Source organism: Methylobacterium sp. V23 (genome assembly GCF_002917135.1).
Lineage (GTDB): Bacteria > Pseudomonadota > Alphaproteobacteria > Rhizobiales > Beijerinckiaceae > Methylobacterium.
On record NZ_PDHT01000023.1, the window covers coordinates 47889 to 66556 of the forward strand.

18 protein-coding genes are annotated in these 18668 nt (G+C 70.2%); 3 read left to right on the forward strand and 15 right to left on the reverse strand.

Going from position 1 to position 18668, the window contains the following annotated elements; translation table 11 throughout:
* Positions 1 to 89: 89 nt before the first annotated feature.
* The 9 genes from CRT23_RS19705 to CRT23_RS19745 form a co-directional block, all read right to left on the reverse strand.
* A complete protein-coding gene (locus tag CRT23_RS19705) occupies positions 90 to 647 on the reverse strand; it encodes a cytochrome c (protein ID WP_210202093.1) in 558 nt (185 codons plus the stop codon).
* 16 nt (positions 648 to 663) lie between these two features.
* Positions 664 to 2058 (reverse strand): sulfite dehydrogenase, encoded by a 1395-nt coding sequence (gene soxC / locus CRT23_RS19710; RefSeq protein ID WP_103711337.1) that lies wholly within the window; start codon positions 2056 to 2058, stop codon positions 664 to 666.
* Positions 2059 to 2802: 744 nt separating this feature from the next.
* Complete coding sequence (gene mnhG, locus CRT23_RS19715) at positions 2803 to 3144, reverse strand: monovalent cation/H(+) antiporter subunit G (protein WP_055957558.1); 342 nt, start codon at positions 3142 to 3144, stop codon at positions 2803 to 2805.
* Positions 3141 to 3425 carry a K+/H+ antiporter subunit F gene (locus CRT23_RS19720; RefSeq protein WP_055957555.1) on the reverse strand — a complete coding sequence of 95 codons (285 nt, stop codon included), beginning with the start codon at positions 3423 to 3425 and terminating at the stop codon, positions 3141 to 3143. The genes mnhG and CRT23_RS19720 overlap by 4 nt, the downstream gene beginning before the upstream one ends.
* Positions 3422 to 3910, reverse strand: coding sequence for a Na+/H+ antiporter subunit E (locus tag CRT23_RS19725; protein WP_055957552.1), 489 nt, complete (start codon positions 3908 to 3910; stop codon positions 3422 to 3424). Before CRT23_RS19725 ends, CRT23_RS19720 begins: the two co-directional genes overlap by 4 nt.
* Positions 3907 to 5514 carry a monovalent cation/H+ antiporter subunit D gene (locus CRT23_RS19730; protein ID WP_103711387.1) on the reverse strand — a complete coding sequence of 536 codons (1608 nt, stop codon included), beginning with the start codon at positions 5512 to 5514 and terminating at the stop codon, positions 3907 to 3909. The genes CRT23_RS19725 and CRT23_RS19730 overlap by 4 nt, the downstream gene beginning before the upstream one ends.
* Before the next feature lie 46 nt (positions 5515 to 5560).
* On the reverse strand, positions 5561 to 5929 hold the full coding sequence (locus CRT23_RS19735) for a Na+/H+ antiporter subunit C (protein ID WP_103711339.1): 369 nt from the start codon (positions 5927 to 5929) through the stop codon (positions 5561 to 5563).
* The gene (locus CRT23_RS19740; protein ID WP_103711341.1) at positions 5929 to 8862 is read right to left on the reverse strand and encodes a monovalent cation/H+ antiporter subunit A; all 2934 of its coding nucleotides are present in this window, start codon (positions 8860 to 8862) and stop codon (positions 5929 to 5931) included. The genes CRT23_RS19735 and CRT23_RS19740 overlap by 1 nt, the downstream gene beginning before the upstream one ends.
* A 344-nt stretch (positions 8863 to 9206) precedes the next feature.
* A complete protein-coding gene (locus CRT23_RS19745) occupies positions 9207 to 9467 on the reverse strand; it encodes a hypothetical protein (protein ID WP_055957542.1) in 261 nt (86 codons plus the stop codon).
* Between the two features lie 374 nt (positions 9468 to 9841).
* Here CRT23_RS19745 and CRT23_RS19750 point away from each other — a divergent pair, with 374 nt between their 5' ends.
* Together CRT23_RS19750 and CRT23_RS19755 are read left to right on the forward strand one after the other, a co-directional pair.
* Positions 9842 to 10471 carry a recombinase family protein gene (locus CRT23_RS19750; protein WP_055957539.1) on the forward strand — a complete coding sequence of 210 codons (630 nt, stop codon included), beginning with the start codon at positions 9842 to 9844 and terminating at the stop codon, positions 10469 to 10471.
* A gap of 112 nt (positions 10472 to 10583) precedes the next feature.
* Positions 10584 to 10877, forward strand: a complete 294-nt coding sequence (locus tag CRT23_RS19755; protein WP_146056431.1) for a hypothetical protein — start codon at positions 10584 to 10586, stop codon at positions 10875 to 10877.
* 22 nt (positions 10878 to 10899) lie between these two features.
* Here the strand turns inward: CRT23_RS19755 and CRT23_RS19760 are convergent, their stop codons facing one another.
* Both CRT23_RS19760 and CRT23_RS19765 read right to left on the reverse strand, forming a co-directional pair.
* Complete coding sequence (locus CRT23_RS19760; protein WP_103711343.1) at positions 10900 to 13035, reverse strand: carbohydrate porin; 2136 nt, start codon at positions 13033 to 13035, stop codon at positions 10900 to 10902.
* A 380-nt stretch (positions 13036 to 13415) separates the two neighbouring features.
* Positions 13416 to 13634 carry a hypothetical protein gene (locus tag CRT23_RS19765; protein ID WP_146056432.1) on the reverse strand — a complete coding sequence of 73 codons (219 nt, stop codon included), beginning with the start codon at positions 13632 to 13634 and terminating at the stop codon, positions 13416 to 13418.
* A gap of 443 nt (positions 13635 to 14077) precedes the next feature.
* Here CRT23_RS19765 and CRT23_RS19770 point away from each other — a divergent pair, with 443 nt between their 5' ends.
* A complete protein-coding gene (locus CRT23_RS19770; protein WP_245436397.1) occupies positions 14078 to 15769 on the forward strand; it encodes a methyl-accepting chemotaxis protein in 1692 nt (563 codons plus the stop codon).
* On the opposite strand, the gene CRT23_RS19775 is transcribed toward CRT23_RS19770, so the two are convergent.
* The 4 genes from CRT23_RS19775 to gntA all read right to left on the reverse strand — a co-directional run bounded on the left by CRT23_RS19775 (position 15756) and on the right by gntA (position 18560).
* Complete coding sequence (locus CRT23_RS19775) at positions 15756 to 16370, reverse strand: DNA-3-methyladenine glycosylase (protein WP_103711349.1); 615 nt, start codon at positions 16368 to 16370, stop codon at positions 15756 to 15758. The two genes, CRT23_RS19770 and CRT23_RS19775, sit on opposite strands and share 14 nt — an antisense overlap.
* A complete protein-coding gene (gene rnhA, locus CRT23_RS19780) occupies positions 16367 to 17143 on the reverse strand; it encodes a ribonuclease HI (RefSeq protein WP_103711351.1) in 777 nt (258 codons plus the stop codon). The genes CRT23_RS19775 and rnhA overlap by 4 nt, the downstream gene beginning before the upstream one ends.
* A gap of 105 nt (positions 17144 to 17248) precedes the next feature.
* Entirely contained in the window at positions 17249 to 17872 is a 624-nt protein-coding gene (locus CRT23_RS19785) for an urea carboxylase-associated family protein (protein WP_103711353.1), read from the reverse strand.
* The gene (gntA, locus tag CRT23_RS19790; protein ID WP_055957517.1) at positions 17862 to 18560 is read right to left on the reverse strand and encodes a guanitoxin biosynthesis heme-dependent pre-guanitoxin N-hydroxylase GntA; all 699 of its coding nucleotides are present in this window, start codon (positions 18558 to 18560) and stop codon (positions 17862 to 17864) included. Before gntA ends, CRT23_RS19785 begins: the two co-directional genes overlap by 11 nt.
* Positions 18561 to 18668 lie beyond the last annotated feature (108 nt).

Below are 18668 nucleotides of genomic sequence, written 5' to 3' on the forward strand. Positions count from 1 at the left end.
GCAGCCGAGCCAAGCCGCGCAGCCGAGCCAAGCCGCGCAGCCCAGCCAAGCCGCGCAGCCGAGCCAAGCCGCGCAGCCGAGGCCGCGCCTCAGGGCACGTCGGGGCGCGGATCCGGCACGAAGCCGTCGCGGTTGGGCATCCGCACGGCGGCGAGCGTCCTGGCCTCCAGGACGGCGTCGTCCGGCACCAGGCCGTTCAGGTTCAGCAGGTAGCCGACCACGGCGTAGACCTCGTCGTCCGTGAGCGATTGCGGCGCGTTCATCGGCATGGCGCGGCGGACGTAGTCGAACAGCGTCGGGGCATAGGGCCAGAAACTGCCGACCGTCTTCACCGGCGTGGCCGAGGCGAGCGTGCCCTGGCCGCCCACGAGCCGGTCGCCGAGGCCGCCTTCGGCCTTCTCGCCGTGGCAGGCGGCGCAGCGCTCCGCGAAGAGCGTGCCGCCCTGGGCGACGCTGCCCCGGCCCGGCGGAAGCTTGCGGCCGTCCCGGTCGATGTCGATGTTCCAGGCGGCAATCTCCGCCGCGGTGGCGGGGCGCCCGATCCCGTAGCGGGTCTCGGCCGAGGCCGGGCCGGCCAGGGTGAGCGCGGCCAGGGTGATGGCGGAAAAGCCGATGGCGGCCGGGGTGGTCGCGGGACTCGCGCCCATCGGGCGCGCGGCGCCGTCACGCCTTGGGATAGCCATTCGAGACCTCTCCGCTCTCCGCGATGCGCCAGGGGATGACGGCGTTGTTGTGATAGAACGAGTTCAGGCCCCGGGCCCCGGCCAGCGCGGAGAAGAGCGGCTGCACGTAGCCGGTCTCGTCGGTGGCCCGGCTCTGGATCACGGCGGCCTCTCCGCCCCAGCTCCAGGCCAGGCGGAACCGGGTCAGCGCCTTGTCGAGGACGGGTGCCTGGAGCTGCGCCTCCTGCCAGCTCCGGCCGTCGTCGACCGAGACCTCGACCCGGGCGATCCTGCCCCGCCCGCTCCAGGCGATCCCGGTGATCTCGTTGAAGCCGGGCACGATCCGCTGCGTCCCCGAGGGGCGCGTGATCACCGACTTCGCCTCCATGGTGAAGGTGAACTGCCGCGCGGTCCCGTCCGGCATCAGGTCGGTGTACTTCGCCGTCTCCTCGCGGGAATAGGCCGGCTCGTCCGTCACGTTGAGCCGGCGCAGCCACTTCACGCTCATGTTGCCCTCGTAGCCGGGCAGCAGCACGCGCAGGGGGTAGCCCTGCTGCGGGCGCAGACGCTCGCCGTTCTGGCTGTAGACCAGCAGCGCGTCGTCGAGGCACTTCGCGATCGGCAGGCTGCGGGTCAGCGCGGCCGAATCCGCGCCCTCGGCGATCACCCACCTGGCGCCCGGCTTGAGCCCGGCCTCCTCCAGCACCGTCCTCAGGCGCACGCCCGTCCATTCGGCGCAGCTCACCAGCCCCACCAGGTCGGACGCGGTGCGGCCCGCCCGGATCGCCTTGAAGTCGGGATTGCCCGAGCACTCGATGAAATGGATCTGCGACACGCTCGGGAAGCGCCGGACGTCCGCCATGGTGAGGACCAGGGGCCGTTCGACCAGGCCGTGGATCATCAGCCGGTGCTGGGCCGGGTCGATCTCGGGGACCCCGCCATGGTGTCGCTCGTAGAACAGCCCGTTGGGCGTGATGATGCCGTCGAGCTCCTGCAGCGGCGTGCGCACCGAGGCCGAGGTATACTGCTTGAGGGTCTTCGGAATGTTCTTGACGACGTTCTTCTCGAACGGCGACGGCGTCCCGTAGGGCTGCGCCCCGGTATCCGCGCCGGGGGTCGTCATCCACGGCGGCACGCCGGGCGGACCGTCGGCCGATTCCTGCGCTGCGGCCGATTCCCGCGCCGCGGCCGGATCCACCGCGCGTTCGGCCACCAGGCCGCCGCCGACGAGGGCGGTACCCTGCGCCAGGAAGGACCGGCGCGACCTCGACACGACCCGCGTGGTATTCCGGAGGCGGTCTTCGTCGGATTCTGTTCCGCTCACCCTGCACTCCTTCACCGGATCGGGGCCGTCGTCGGGGGCGAGAGTGTAGAACCGCTCCCCCGACCCCGTCATCCCCTCTCGGGCCTTCGAAGGTCCGGCATCGCGGCAGACCAGGCGCGCCGGCGGAATTTTGCATGTCATACCAAATGGTATGCATTAAGGTTCTGGACAGCAATCGGGTCCGCGCCCCATGATCTCGCTCCCGGATCTCAGGCGGAGGTGCGTGCAATGGGTGGTTATTGGCTCTGTGACACGCCTCAAGGAGCGCTCCGCATCCAGCGAACGCTCCTGGCGCAGAAGGATTGTTACGTGGTTCTGCTGGACCATGACGTTCTCGGAACCTGCGAGTCGGCGGAGCAGGGGCTCAAGATGCTGACCGAGGAACACGCCTAGAAAGCCTCGTGTGGGCTGGACCTTGCGCGCTTGCCGATTCCCCGCTCCCTGAACGGCTGGACCTTCGCGCCGGCCGCGTCGGATCGGACGGCCAACTGAGCGATTTGTCCGGGGCGGCCCGATTCCGTCGCCCCCCGAAACCCATGCCTCGACGCCCGCCATCCCGAGCGCCCGGCCCGGATCGCGTCGTGTCCGACCCGCTCCCGCACCGCGCCGTCACGATCCAGGACCGGAGCGCCGCTGGCCTCGAACCCGCGGCAGAGGCCGTCCGCGCCCAGGACCCGGTCGTCGGTGTTGCAGGGCGCCGTGCGCGCGATCGCCTCCGGCAGGTCGGCGATCGCGAGCTAGATCAACCTCTTAGCCCTGAACGCGACCATCGCGGCGGCCCGCTCCGGCGATGCCGGGCGCTGGTCGGAGCGAGCCTCAGACCTCCGGCGGCGCGCCGGGCGTGCCCTCGTGGCGGTCGCGATGTGCCGCGGCCCGCGCGAGGAGCAGGAGCGTGACGGGCGTCGACACGGTGAGGAATACGCCGATCAGGGCGTCGCGCAGGACGAGCCGGCCCTCGATGAGCGACAGGAGCAGCATGGAACTGATCAGGATCAGGGCCATGCCCAGCGTCGCCCCGAGGGTCGGCGCGTGGACGCGCTCGTAGAAGGTCCGCAGGCGGATGAGGCCGAGGGCGCCGGTCAGCGCGAAGGCGGCTCCGACGACCGCCAGGGCGACCACCAGCCAGGCCGCCCAGAGCGGCAGCTCCGCGCCGCTCATTGGATCACCTCACCCTGCATCAGGAACTTGGCCAGCGCCACGGTGGCGGTGAAGCCGATCATGCCGAGGATCAGCGCGGCCTCGAAGTAGAGGCCGCTGCCGGTGCGCATGCCATGGACCACGATCGCCAGCATGCCGTTGAGGTAGAGGGTGTCGAGCCCGAGGATGCGGTCCTGCGCGCGCGGACCGCGTAGCATCCGCCACGCGGCGAGCGCCATGGCCAGCACCAGCATGCCCTGGGCGAGGCCGAGCCCCCAGTCGAGAACGGTGGTGGCGCTCATGCGAAGACCTCCATCAGGGGGCGCTCGTAGCGATCCTTCACGCGCCGCACCCATTCGTCCCCGCCCGTATAGTCGAGCACGTGCAGGAGCAGGCAGCCGGTCTGCGAATCGTACTGCACCCAGAGCGTGCCGGGGGTGCCGGTGAGGATGATCGACAGGACCGTGATGCCGAAGGGCTCGCGCAGGTCGAGGGGGATCGTCACGAACCCGGTGCGCCGCTCGCCGCGGCGCAACCCCAGGATGATCCGGGCGACGTCGATGTTCGACCGGACCATGTCGTAGAGGACGACGACGGCGAGGCGCGCGAGGGTACCCGGCGCGCGCAGGGGCACGGCCTGGGGCTTCAGGGCCCGCATCACGGCGGGAACCGACAACCCGACCAGGAGCGCCAGCGCGGCGCTTCCGGGTGTGACCGGTGCGTTCAGCAGGAGCCAGGTCAGGGCGAGGCCGACCGTCAGCAGCGGGTAGGGCAGGAACCGTCTCAAGTGCCCGCGCCTCCCTGGGCCGCGCCGAGAACGGCCCGGACGTAATCCTGCGGTTGCGCCAGCCAACGGACGGTGGCGTCCGCATAGGCGAGGGCCGGGCCGCCCCAGAGGGCGAGGGCCAGACAGGCGGCGAGCAGTCCGGACAGGGCCAGGAACTCGGACGTTCGGAGGACCGGGGGCGGGTCGACGCTCGGAACCCAGAGGTTCTGGATGCCGAGGCGCACCAGCGGCGCCAGGGTGCCGAAGCTGGAGAGCGTCAGGGCGGCGATCAGCCACCAGGCCGCGGCCGTGATCGGGCCTGTGGCCAGTCCGGTGAACATCGCGAGCTTGCCGACGAACCCGGAAAGGGGTGGAATACCGGCGAGCATCAGCGTGCAGAGGAGAAAGCCGCTGCCCAGCAGTGCGACCGCCGCCGGAAACGTCCGGCCGATCTCGATGGCGTCGGCGTCGTCGAAGGGGTCGCGGTACTCGTCCGCAAAGACCGCTTGCTGGGCCTGCCCCGGCGCACGGCCGCGCTGCAGGATCTCGGCGAGGAGGAACAGGGCGCCGGCCGCCAACGTCGATCCGACGAGGTAGTACAGGGCGCCCGCGAGCGCCGCGGCGCTGCCAGTGCCCAGGACAGCCAGCATCGTGCCGGACGAGATCATCACGGCGTAGCCCGCGGCCCGGGTGAGTTCCCGCGCGGCGAGAATCCCGATGGTCCCGTAGGCCATGGTCGCAAGCCCGGCCGCGAGGATCCAGGTCTGGCCGAAGCCGGCGGACAGACCCGAACCGAACAGGAGCAGGCTCAGCCGGATCACCACGTAGATGCCGACCTTGCTCAGGATGGCGAGGATCGCGGCCGCGGGCGCGCTCGCCGCCGCGTATGTCGTCGGCAGCCAGAAGCCGAGGGGCCAGGCGCTGCACTTGATCAGGAAGGCGATGCCCAGCACGGCGCAGCCGATCTCGAACAGGGCCGGTTCGGCGGCCGCCGGCGCCGCGAGCCGCCGCGCGAGGTCCGCCATGTTGAGCGTCCCCATGGTTCCGTAGATCAGGCTGACGCCGACGAGGAAGAACAGCGAGGCGACCAGGTTCACGGCGATGTAGCCGAGGCCGGCCCGGATCCGCGTCTCGCCCGAGCCGTGCAGGACGAGGCCGTAGGAGGCGGCCAGCATCACCTCGAAGAAGACGAACAGGTTGAACAGGTCGCCGGTGAGGAAGGCCCCGTTCACGCCCATCAGGAGCAGCAGGAACAGGCCGTGGAAGCGAGGCCCGGCCCGGCCCCAGCGGGCGAAGGAGAAGACGAGGGCGCACAGGCCGAGGACGCTGGCCAGCACCAGCATCATCGCCGAGAGCCGGTCGGCCACCAGGACGATGCCGTAGGGCGCGTCCCAGTTGCCGAGGCGGTAGACCTGGGCCGCTGCATCGGCGCGCAGGGCCAGCATCAAGGCGATGCCGAGGAGCAGAAGCACGGTGACGAGGCTGAGCCCCGATTTCAGCCGGCGCCGTCGCTCGTCCAACAGGAGCATCACCCCCGCCACGGCGATCGGCAGCACGATCGGCAGCACCACGAGGTGGTCCGACCAGGCGGTCTCCGCGGTGGCCGTCAGGAGGGACGGGGTCATCGGCAACGGGCCATCGCGGAGGGAGGCCTCCTGCTGGGGGAGCGTCTCATGGGTGCGGATTCCCGGGCTGCGGTTCGGCCTGGGCGGGCTCGCGACCATCCACGTGATCGCTGCGGGTGATGCCGCGGGCGGCCAGAAGGACGACGAGGAAGAGCGCGGTCAGCGCGAAGCCGATCACCAGGGCGGTGAGGACCAGGGCCTGGGGCACCGGATCGTCGACGGAGACCACCTCGGCGCCGGCCCCGAGTACCGGCGGCGCCCCGACCGTGAGCCGTCCCATGGCGAAGATGAAGAGGTTCACGGCGTAGCTCAGCAGCGAAATACCGAGGGCGACCTGGAAGGTGCGCGGGCGCAGCATCAGCCAGATGCCCGAGGCAGCGAAGACGCCGATGCCCAGCGACAGGACGAGTTCCATCAGGCCGGCTCCCTCTCGGCGATCCGCTCCGCCTCGGCTTCGGCCGCCCGCGTCCGACGCACCGATTGGTGCGCCAAGGCAACGAGCATCAGCGCGCTCGCCCCCACCACCAGGACCATGATCCCGAGGTCGAACACCAGCGCGCTCGCAACCGGCACCTTTCCGAGCAGCGGCGGCTCCCAGTAGGCGAAGTAGGCGGTGAGGAACGGCCGCCCGAACAGCCAGGATCCCGCGCCCGCCAGGACGGCGATCAGCAGGCCGACGCCGATCCAGGCGATGGGTCGGATGCGCAGGCGCTCCTCCACCCACTCGGCCCCCTGGGCCATGTATTGCAGCACGAAAGCGATGGTCAGCGCGATGCCGCCCGCGAAGCCCCCGCCGGGCAGGTCATGTCCCCGCAGGAACAGGTGCAGGGCGAGCAGGACGATGAAGGGGAACAGCCAGGTCGTGACCACCCGGGGAACCAGCAGGGCATCGGCGGCAGTGTCGCCGGGGCTGCGGTCGGCCCGCGCCGCGTCGTAGGCATCGTGGCTGACCTGCTGCTTGGGACGCTGCAGACTGTCCGACCCCGGGCGGAAGCGGCGCAGCAGCGCGAACACCGTGAGGCCGACGATGCCGAGCACGCAGATCTCGCCCAGGGTGTCGAACGCGCGGAAATCGACCAGCAGGACGTTGACGACGTTGCGCCCGCCAGCGCGCGGGTAGGCCTCCTCCACGAACCAGCGCGCGATGCCGTCGACCGCCGGCCGCGTCATCACCGCGTAGGCGAGCCCGGCGAGACCGAGGCCGGCGAAGGCCGCGATGCAGAAATCGATCATGCGCCGGCGCCGGGCGCGCGCGGTCTCGGAGGCCGACGCCGAAATCGCGGCGTCGCGCTTGGGCAGCCAGCGCAAGCCCAACAGCAGCATCACCGTGGTGACGATCTCCACCAGGATCTGCGTGACCGCGAGGTCGGGCGCCGAGAGCCAGAGGAAGGTCAGGCTGCTCACGAGCCCGGCGCCGCCGACGAAGATGGCGGCCGAGAGGCGATGGTACTTCGCCCGCTCCGCCGCCCCGATCGCGCAAGCCGCGCCCACCAGCCACATCAGCGCGAAGGCCGGGTCGAACGCCGTTGTTTTTCCCGCTGCGAAGAGATCGAGCCCCCGGACGGCTCCGGCCATCATGGCGGCCAGGAGCACGGTCAGGAAGAGGATGCGTAGCTGCACCTGGAGGCGCTCGCTGCCCAGGTGCCCCTCCAGCCGCCGGGCGCCGGTCACGAGACCCGTCATCGCCCGCTCGAACAGCCAGCCGCCGTCGATCCGGTCCATCAGCCAGGGGCCGCCGCGGGGATTGCGGTTGATCCGCCGCCCGAACGCGACGTAGAGCGCGACGCCTCCGACGAGCGCCACGACGCTCAGGGCCAGCGGCGCGTTGAAGCCGTGCCAGATCGCGAGGTCGTAGTCCGGCGTCCGTGCGCCGAGGACCGACCGGACCGCGCCCGCCAGGGCAGGCCCGATGGTGAGGTTCGGCACGAGGCCGATCGCGATGCAGACCAGGACGAGGAGTTCGATCGGGATGCGCATCCACCGGACCGGCTCGTGGGGTGCGTGCGGCAGGTCGTGGGGGGCGGGCCCGAAGAAGGTCTGGCGGATGAAGCGCACCGAGTAGAGCATGGTGAAGGCGCTCGCGAGCGTCGCCAGCACCGGCAGGGCGAGGTTCAGCCAGTGCTCGCCCGCATTGTCGACGGCTTCAGCCAGGAACATCTCCTTCGAGAGGAAGCCGTTGAGGAGGGGCACGCCCGCCATCGCGGCGGCAGCCACCATCGCCAGCGTCGCCGTGTAGGGCATCGCCCGCCACAGCCCGCTGAGGCGGCGCATGTCCCGCGTGCCCGTCTCGTGGTCGATGATCCCGGCCGCCATGAAGAGCGAGGCCTTGAAGGTCGCGTGGTTCACGGTGTGGAAGATCGCCGCCACGACGGCGAGGGGCGAATCCAGGCCGAGCAGGAGGGTGATGAGCCCGAGATGGCTGATCGTGGAGTAGGCGAGCAGGCCCTTGAGGTCGTGCTGGAAGATCGCGCTCCAGGCCCCCACCAGCATCGTCGCCATGCCGGCGGTGCCGACGATCCAGTACCAGCTCTCGGTGCCGGCCAGCACGGGCCAGAAGCGGATCATCAGGAAGATGCCGGCCTTCACCATCGTGGCGGAGTGCAGGTACGCGCTGATCGGCGTCGGGGCCGCCATCGCGCGCGGCAGCCAGATATGGAAGGGGAACTGCGCCGATTTGGTCAGGGCGCCCGCCAGCACCAGCACCAGGGCCGGCAGGTAGAGCGGACTGGAGCGGATCGCGTCGCCCGAGGCCAGGACCACCCCGAGGTCGTAGCTCCCGACGATCTGCCCGATCAGCACCATGCCGACGAACAGGCAGAGCCCGCCGGCCGCCGTGATGGTGAGGGCCATCCGGGCCCCATCGCGGGCGGAGGCGTTGTCGGTCCAGTAGCCGATCAGCAGGAAGGACACGATGCTCGTCAGTTCCCAGAACACGACGAGCTGGATCAGATTGCCCGAGAGCACGATTCCCAGCATCGCGCCGACGAAGGCGAGGAGATAGCTGAAGAGGCGCGGGACCGGATCTTCGGCGGCCATGTAGTAGCGGGCGTACAGGACCACGAGCGCGCCGATCCCCAGCACGAGGATCGCGAACAGCCAGGCCAGGCCATCGAGCCGCAGGACGAACTGGACGCCGAGCGTCGGCAACCAATCCACCGCCCAGACGAGGCTGCTGCCGGATGCGGAGACCGCCGGGTAGAGGAGCCCGATGCAGGCCAGGCACGCCACCAGGATCGACCCGGCCAGGATCGCGGCGGCGTTGCGCGCATGTCCGGGCAGGCTGATCACGGCCGCGCTGCCCAGAAAGGGAAGGATCGCGGCAATGGCAAGGAGGAGTTGAGGCGGCATCAGCTCGAGCGATGAGAGGAACGGGCAGACACGGGCAGCCTCGGGATCGGCCGGCGGCGCCCTTCCGCGAGCGGGGACGCACTGACGCACGCCCGACGGCTATAGCCTCCCGGAGACCGGGTGGCGAGCGCTGGGCAACGGGCGCTGCCCGCGCTCACGACGCGACCCGCCGCGGCGCAGGCCGGGCGGGTCGGTGAGGGATCCTGTCGGTCCAGGCACGGCTTACAGGTTGAGATAGGCCTGGGCCGAACCGACGATGGTAAAGACGAGGCCGCCGACAAAGGCCGCGACCATGGCGTAGGAGAAGCCTTTCAGCAGCATGTGAGTCGCCTTCGCGGGTCCGATCAGCAGCGGTTACCGCCCGAGGTCTGGCCGTACTGCTGGGTGGGGAAGTTCTGCTGGTTGGCGTTGCCCTCGGCGGCCGAGCTCATCGGGCAACCGAGATAGGCCGGGGGACGGCGCATGTCGTTCACCGAGCCCGTCGTCTCGACATCGTAGGGCGCGAAGGACGTGTAACGGGCGGGGCTGTCGTAGGCCATGGCGGACGAGATCGGAGCCGCGCCGAGGACGAGAGCGGCGGCGATGGCGGCGATACGGGTCTTCATTGAGGCTATCGAGCTCCTATACAGTGCAAGCCGGGTTAATGGGCTCGCTTCATCTGTCTGAACCGAATATGGGGCCTCGATCTCATCCATGACGTGCGTCCAGGCACGTGGAGGGCAGGATTAAACGATGGGGCCTGAGATCAGGGTCTGATCAAGTCTCGATGCATCATGAATAGATCTTGGACGACGTCGTCAGCCGGCAGCCTCGGCCTCGCGGGTCGGCGACGGACGAAGCCTCCGGGATGCCAAGCCTCCGGGATGTCGAGCCGCCGCATCACGCCGCCGCACCTTGGCCCTCCTGCCGTCGAATGGATTGACACGGGAACGGACGGACGGCGTCGTGCGGGCCTGATGTCCAAGTGCGGTCGTGATCGATGAAGACCATTCTGTATGCCCGGGTCTCGACAGGAGACCAGACCATCGCCCTCCAGGAGGCGCAGGCGGTTGCCGCGGGCTTCGTGATCGACGAGGTGGTGGCCGATGACGGGGTGTCGGGCCTGAGCACCTGCCTGCGCGAGCGGCCGCAGGGGCGCCGACTGTTCGATCTGCTGCGGCGGGGCGACGTGCTGGTGGTGCGCTGGGTGGACCGCCTGGGCCGCAACTACGCGGATGTCTGCGACACGCTCCGGGAGATGATGCGCCGAGGCGTCGTGGTGCGCACGGTCATCCACCGGCTGACCTTCGACGGGGCCACGGCGGATCCGATGCAACAGGCCGTGCGCGATGCCCTCATCGGTTTCATGGCGGCGACGGCCCAGGCCCAGGCGGAGGCCATGCGTGAGGCGCAGAAGGCCGGCATCGCCCAGGCGCGGGCGCGCAGCGACGTCTATCGCGGACGCAAGCCGAGCTTCAGCCGGGCGCAGTACGAGGCGGTGCGCTCCGCCCTGGTCGAGGGGAGGGGGATCTCGGCGATCGCCACCGCCACGGGCCTCAGCCGGCAGACCGTCTACCGCATCCGCGACAACGCCGCGGAGGCGGAGGCGGCCCTGGCGCGCTGGGCGTGAGGTCGGGGCCGGCGGGTGCCCCGGGGCTCGGTGGGGGCGCTGCTTCGTATGGTCGCCTCCCCTGGGCGCCGGCATCCGATAGGTTGGGGTGCCTGACCGATGCGGGATGATCATGGGCGGCGCCACTCTCCTCGGGCTCACCACGCTGGCGTTCCTCGCGCCGCTTCCACCTGAGCGATTCCATCCGCCGGAGCCGCCGCCCCGTGGGATCGGCTGGGCCGTCTGCGCCGTGGTCGCGCTGCTGCTGGTGGTTACGGTCGTCCCGCTCAGCCTCGCCCTCGCCGACAAGTGGGCCATGGACGCGCATGTCGCCGAGTGCCGGGCCGCGGGCGGCCGGTTCGTGCCGGTCGCGTCGCTCAACGGGCGGGCCTATCGCTGCGACCAACCGGAGCGTCCGCGCTCCTGACGCGAGACCGGCGTCGTCGTGTTCAGAAATCCGCGTGGATGCGGGTGCCGAAGAAGTCCGCCGGTCCGCGGTCCCGGTTGTAGGCCGGGTTCTCCACGTGCTGATAATTGACCGACAGGGTCAGGGACTTGCTCAGGGCGAAGGCGTAGTAGGCCTCCACCGCGCGCTCGGGGGCATAGTTGAGCCGGCCGTCGCCGATGAGGAGGCCGACGCCGCCGTTGGCGAAGAAGGCGCGATGGCTCGGCGAGATCGTGTTCATCGAGGTGCCGAGGCCCACCGTGTCGCCGGGCCGGCCCCAGGCGGTGCCCTTGAGGGACAGGCCGCCGGAGACGGACTGGTCGATATCGGTGAAGGACAGGCTCTCGGTGCGGCCGTCATTGGCGCTGAAGCGGGCGAAGACGCCGAGGTCCGGCGTCACCGCCTGCTCGAGATTCAGGTAGAAGCCGGTCTTGCGCCGTGCGGCCCGCGTGGCGGCGGCCGCGTCGTTGATGTCACCGAAGAGCCCGGCCTGGGTCAGCGACACCACCTCCCGGAAATCCGCCGTGTTGCCGACATTGCTGAAGAAGCCGAGGCGCAGCTTTCCGGGCTGGTCGAGGACCGGCACCACGTGGCGTTCCTCGAACTCGATGGTGGTGCCGGCCCGGCGGAAGACGCGGGGGTCGAGGACGTCGCTGGAGGGCTCCTTCGGCACCTGGGTGTAGGCGGCCCGGATCGCGAACGCGGCGCGGTTGTACTCGACCATCACGCCCTGGGTGAAGCCGGGCAGGTTGGCGGGGAAGTCGTAGGCGCCGGAAGCCCAGATGCCCCAGTTCATGAAGTCGACCCGCGGGTCGTGGGCGTAGATGTTGCCATCGAAGTAGTCGCCGAGGGCGAACTTGCCCGCCACCACGGTGATCCGCTCGATGTCGCGCCGGGTGGCGACCTGGTTCGGGCCGTCCGGAACGTCCTCGGTCTCACCGCCGAGGCCGAAGGTCTGACGCACGAAGTAGCGGTTGGAGCGCAGCTTCGGAAACGGCGCGCCCGCCTTCTGCGCCTCGCCGTTGACGAAGCCGGCAACGCCCAGGGTCCGGCTCAGGCCGAAGCCCTGGGAGAATTCGGGATTGTAGTAGAGCTCCGTGCCTTCGAAGAGCTTGAGCCCCAGGAAGGCGGTGGCGGTGGTGGTCGACTGCACCTGATGGCCGATCAGGCTCGCCGGGCCGGTATAGGGCGCGTGGAAGCCCGGCACTCCCTGGGCGATGAAGGTGGTCTGGCCGTGGAGCGAGAACCGGTCTCCGGAGCCGTCGCCGGGATCGTGGGGGGCGGCCTCGTCGACCTCCGGTGGCAGCACGAAGCCGTTCGGATGCCAGGACAGGCGCGCCATCATCTGGTGCGAGGTGAAGGAATCCTGATGCGTCGTGACCGGGCCGAGGCCCGGGACGGCGCCGAGGTTGACGCGGCCGTTGTCGCCGAGGTCGAGATAGCGGTAGTCGATCCCGAGGGCGAAGCTCTCGGTCACGGCGAACTGCACGCCGGCTCCCAGCGTAAAGCCGAGGGAGGCGAGGTCGCGCCGCGCAGTAGTGACGAGGCCGGTGCCGGAATCCGGATAGCTCGCCAGGATCCGGGCATTGGCGCCGGCGAGCCCGAAGCTCGCATAGACCAGCGACCGCTCGAAGGCGTAGCCGAAGCGCCCGCGCAGGGTTCCGTAGACGTCGGTCTTGGCCCGGATCAGGCCGAGGCCCGGATCGCCGTCGCCGACGAAGCCGGGGGTGGGCAGGAGCACCGGCCGCTTCAGGTTCGCGCCCGCGACATCGGCCTCGATGCCGTACAGCCAAGGGCCGGCCTGCCAGTTGTAACCGCCGAACAAGCCGCCGACGGCGGTGGTGGCGTTGCGGCCGAGGTCGGATTGACCGGTGGCGTCGCCGGTCTTGAACGCCCGGACGGGGCGGCCACCGACCGTGGTGTCGCGAAAGTTGTAGGCGCCGTAGGAATTGCCGGCGCTGCCCTCGATCCCGAGATAGGGGCCCGACCAATCGACGAACGCAGGCGCGGTGGCCCGCGGGCGCGGCGCACCGAGATCGGCCGCGTGGGCGCTCGAAGCGGCCGTCAGGGTGAGCAGGGCGAGGCCCGTGAGACTCACGCGGCCAGAGCCGCTGCGCCCATCGCGATCCGCTCTCGTCATGCCGCCCCCGCGCCTCTGGTCCCAGACCGCGGTATAGACGGTGCTATAACTATGACAATATGGTTTAATCCAAAGTTGGACAGGATCGAGGCGACTGTTGCGCAAACAGCGCAAGGGCGACCCGGTCGGGATCTCTGGTCCGTGGGGCCTGCCGTCCGGAGCCCAGCCTGTTGGGAGGGAGCTTTTTCGCGACGTTCCGACCCCGTAGCGGTTTCATACGAAGACCGGATGACCCTCTTGTCACCCTCCATTTGGGGGATGCGAGGCACGGGAGCTGCGGTCTAGCCTGGGCGTCTCCAAGGTTTCGGACCGTCTCGGCTCGCAGGGCACCGCCCTTGCGAGCCTCTTTTTTTCGGTCGCTGCAGCCGGTCCATTCCCGGCTAGGCGGTGCCGGTTTCGATCTTCTCGATGAGCGCCGTCAATTCTCCGATGCGCAGCCGAAGGCCTTCCCGGGTGCTCTCGTCCATGTCGCGCAGGGCGTACCCGTCTTCGAACTGGCGCTTTTCCGTATGGGCGACCTGTCCGAGTGCGGCGAGCTCTGCCATCAGGCGATCGCGCTCGGTGAGATACTGGGTCTTCCGGTCGTCGGTGGCGGGCATGGTCATTCCCTGGCGGATGGCGCGCAATGCGCCCGAATCGCCTGACGGGCAGGCCTCGCCCGGGAAACGCGGACATTCGGTCCCGGGTTCAGGTGGCGCGGACTGGAACCATAGCGCCGGCCGGCCGTTGCACCGACGACCCAAGCTCGAAGACCTCATCCCCGCCCGGCTCACGCCGAGGCGGGTTTTTTCGGGCCTGTGCCGGCGCTCCGCTCCAGCGCCTGCCACCGGCAACGCACGTTTCGCGAGGTATTTCTGCCGGATCAATTCGGCAAAGACCTGGAGCAAGTCCGTAATTGGAGACCTTCAGACACAAACCAGAAAGTAAATATAATGCAATGCCTTTGCAGGTCAGCGCAAACGGTGAGCAACTGCGATCCTTTAGCGGGGCCTTAAGTTTCCGGCTGCTAGCCCTGGCACCGATATTGGTCCGGAGATCTCTCGTGGCTTTGCTCGCGCGCTTCAGCATCATCACCAAATTGATCGCGGTGGTCAGCCTGATCGGAGTCATCGTCAGTGGCTGCCTCTGGTACGCCACCACCCAGATGACGACGATCGACGAGGCCTACAGCCGCTTCGTCTCCCACGATACGAAGGCGATCGCCGATCTGCGGACGGTCAACCGGCTGGTCTTCACGATGAGCTACTTCAACTTCCGCAACATCGCCGAGGCCAGCCCCGACGAGATGCAGAAGACCGACAAGGGATTCGATGAGGCGAGCGAGCGCCTGAACAAGGTGCTGGCGGAACTGCGCGATGCCGCCCCCAGCTTCGCGCCGCGCATCGACGGCCTGAAGCAGAAGGTCAACCGCTTCATGGCCGACAGCTCCGAGGCGCGCACCCTGGCCAGCAGCGGTCTCAAGGCGGAGGCCGTCACGCTGCTGCACCAGACCGTCGACCCGACCTTCGACGCCATGGTGTTGGAGGGAAGCGCGCTCGGCCGGGACATCCGGACCTTCGTCGACGAGGGCGCCCGCAATCTCGCGGCGCTGACGGATCGGACGCGGACCAACACCCTGCTCCTCGGCGGCCTCGGCCTCCTCGTCGGCCTCGCGGCGGCCGGGCTCGTCGCGGTGTTCGGTATCACCCGGCCGATCGGGCAACTGGTCGGGGCCCTGCGCCGGATGGCGCGCGGGGACAGCGATGCGGTGATCCTCGGACGCAACCGGCGCGACGAGGTCGGCGCCGTGGGCCGTGCGGTGGAGGAGATCCGCGCCCTGGTCGCCCGCAAGGCGACGGAGGAGGCCGAGCGCCGGCAGATCGCCGATGCGGCGGCCGCAGCCGAGCGCCAGCGCACCATGCACGAACTCGCCGACGGCTTCGAGGCGGCGGTGGGCTCTATCATCGCGACGGTGTCGGCCTCGGCCGGCGCGCTGCAGGAGACCGCCGAGGCGATGAGCACCAACGCGGCCCGGACCACCGACCAGTCGGTGACGGTGGCGGCAGCCGCCGAGGAGGCGGCCTCCAACGTCAACACCGTGGCGGCTGCGGCCGAGGAGCTCGGCTCCTCCGTGCAGGAGATCGGCCGCCAGGTCGACGGGTCGGCCAACCTCGCCCTGCGGGCGGTGGAGGAGGCGGCCCAGACCGCCGGCCTCGTCCAGGACCTCAGCACCGCTGCGGCGCGGATCGGCGACGTCGTGGCGCTCATCACCACCATCGCGGGCCAGACCAACCTGCTGGCACTCAATGCCACCATCGAGGCGGCACGGGCCGGCGAGGCGGGCCGCGGCTTCGCGGTGGTGGCCGCCGAGGTCAAGGAGCTCGCCAACCAGACCACGCGGGCGACCCACGAGATCGAGGAGCAGATCGGCCGCATCCAGGCCTCGACGGAGCACGCGGTCGGGGCGATCCGCACCATCAGCGGCCGGATCGGCGAGATCAGCCAGGTGACGACCTCGATCGCCGCGGCGGTGGAGGAGCAGGGCTCGGCGACCCAGGAGATCGTGCGCAATGTCGGCCAGGCCGCCAGCGGCACCAGCGAGGTCACAGAGAACATCTCGGGCGTCGCCCACGCGGCCGAGGAGACCGGCGCCGCCGCCCGTCAGGTGCTGGTGTCGGCCTCGGACCTGACGGCCCAGTCGGAGCACCTGACCGTGCAGGTCACCCGCTTCCTGGAGACGGTCAGGGCGGCGTGAGGGAACGGCCCGGCGTCGCGTGACGCGAGGCCGGACGGCTCAACGCCCGCGAGCCGGCGAGCAGGAAGCGCCAGGGGGTCTCCACCGCGCGGGAGATGCCGATCCGGCGATCGGTGATCCAGGCCGGGGCCGTCTCGGGGGCAGCCAGCGCGAAGGGGGGCGCGTCGAGGGCGAGGCCGTCCATCGCGAGGCTGACGGCCAGGGCCTGGCACAGGCGGCCGGGCCCGGCGCAGAGGCGGCGCGGATCGGACAGGCCCCGGCGGGCCGCCATGGTTTCGAGGCCGTGGCGGGGCTCCAGCGCCCGGATCAGCACGGCGCTGCCCGGCTCACAGACGAGATTCAGGCACCAGTGGATGCCGTAGGAGCGGTAGACGTAGGCGTGCCCGGGCGGCCCGAACATGCTGGCATTGCGCCGGGTCGGACCGTTGACGCTGTGCGAGGCCGGGTCGCTCCGATCATAGGCTTCCGTCTCGACGATGATCCCGCCGATCCCGTTGACCCGCAGGTCGCAGCCGATCAAGGACGCGGCCACGTCCGCCGCCGGCCGGGCAAAGAACCCGGCCCGAAGGGGCGGGCCGAGGGGACGGCTCGACGGAGTCACGGGGGGAAGGCGCCCTTGGCACCCTTGGCACTGCGCAGGTCGGCACGGGCCCGCTCCAGCCCCTCGGGGCCGAGGTCGAGGGCGAGCCGCACTGCCCGTTCCACGTAGGCCTGCGGAGTCAGGCCGGCGGCCTTCGCGGCGCGCGACACCTCCAGGCCGAGGCCGAGGTCGAGGGGGATCGCGCTCGTGCGCGCGGGCGCTGGCTCGGCCGCGGCGGGCGCCGTAGCCAAGGCAGCCTGCGAGACAGTCTGCGAGGCCGCCTGGGAAACGGCGGGGGCAACCGCCGCGCGCAGGGCTGCGGTGCCGGTGAGCGGTGCCGGCCCGCTCTCCGGGCGCGACGGCAGGCCGAGGGCCTCGCGCCGGCCCTGCGCCGCCAACCGGTCGGCCCGCTCGTTACCGACCTCACCGGTATGACCCCGGACCCAGGTCCAGCGCACGTCGCGGCGGGCCGCGAGGGCATCGAGTTCCTGCATCAGCTCGACGTTCTTCACCGGGCCGGTGGCGGTCCGCCAGCCCTTGGCCTTCCAGCCCCGCATCCACTCGGTCACCGACTTGATGACGTACTGGCTGTCGCAGCGCATCTCGATCTGCGCGCCCTCCGGGAAGTGGCGAAGGGCGTTGATCGCGGCGGTCAGTTCCATGCGGTTGTTGGTGGTGGCCCGGTCGCCGCCGCAGAGTTCGATCCGGCCGCTCTCGGCCTCGATCACCACGCCCCAGCCACCGGGACCGGGATTGGGATCGCATCCGCCGTCGGCATAGACGATGGTTCGCATGGGGCTCGCTTCGACCTGTTCACGACGGGCCGCCCCGGGGAGAGGCGGCGCCGGGGCATCCGGGCGCCGCCCATAGCACGACCGCGGCCCCCTCGGGCACCCGCCTCAGGCGCGGGCGGGGTCGATGCGGTAGCGGATCGGCTTGAAGCTGTTGTTGTTGGACTGCAGGGCCGAGCAGGCGGTCAGCCCGATCACGAGGTCGCACTCGGCCTCGAAGGTGACGTGGTCGCCAGCTCGGCTGAGCGGCGGCTCGACCTTCAGTTCGCCCGTGCCGCCGTCCACCGTGACGTTCATGAACACGTTGAAGGCCACCGGGATCCGGTCCGGCACGACGCCGTAGGGCGCCAGTGCCGCCGCGAGGTTGCCGAAGCAGCCCCGGTGCGGATGGGTGTCGCCGTAGATGATCCGGAAGGTGTCGGCCGAGCACGGGGTCAGCAGGAAGTCGTGGCGGCCCACCGTGTCCTCGACGATGCGCAGGAGCACGTTCGAGCGGTTGGAATAGATCGGGTCGCCGGTGGTGAGGTAGATCCGGCTGGCGTAATCCAGAGTGCGGCCCGACGAGATCACCTCGTCGAGGTCGCCGCGCACGAAGGCGAGGAGGTCGGCCACCTGCTCGCCCTGGGGGTCGATCACGGTGAGGCGCTCGCCCTTGTCGAGGGTGAAGGCAACGCCGGAGCGCGGCGCAATCTCGTGCAGGATCGCCGGGTGCGCGTGGGTCTCAGGCGGCATCGCGGGCCTCCGCGTCGCGACCCCGGAACGGGCAGACCCAGTCCGCTCCGACGGCCCGACCGCTGTACTGGCGCGCCTCCGAGGCGTCGCCGTGCCGGGCGAGCATCGGGTTCATCGAGCCGGCCAGCGCCTCGTCGCGCGACAGGATCGCGCTGCGCAGCTTCTCGTAGCGCCCTTCGGCGCGCAACTGCTCGAACTGGGCGCGCAGGTTGAACACCAGGACCGGGTGCGGGAAGCGCCGGGCCGGCCGGCTGGCGCCGGGATGCATGCCGACGACGAAGAACGCCTCGCCACCGAAGGAGAGCGAGAAGTGCGGATCGTTCGGGTCGGCCTCGACGCGGGTGTCGTAGCGCTGACCGAGGAAGGCGTCCTTGTCCGACAGGGACTGCACGCGGTCCCAGAGGTGGCGCTCGAAGGCCTCCTCGCCGAGGTCCGTCGGCCCCTCGAAGATGACGGCGAAGCTCTGGAAAAGGTCCGGCTTGGCGCGATAGCGGCAGATGAAGGCCAGGAGCGCGGGATAGAGCCGGGGGTCGTCCCAGCTCGAGGCGATGCTGCGCGCCACGACGATCTTCATCTGGCCCTTCGAGAGGGCGGATTTCGCGCCGACGCAGGGAAAGGGCTGGCTTCGGATGAAATTCTGGAAGTCCACGGCCAGGGGATGGCCGCTGTCATCGGTGGGGAGATGCATGGAAACTCGACGCTGACAGCACCCGGAACGCAGGGTGCATGGGATGAACCGGGGCTCGATGGCCGGGTTCCGTTCGCGCGACGGCATGGCGCGCATGCTCCACAGCCT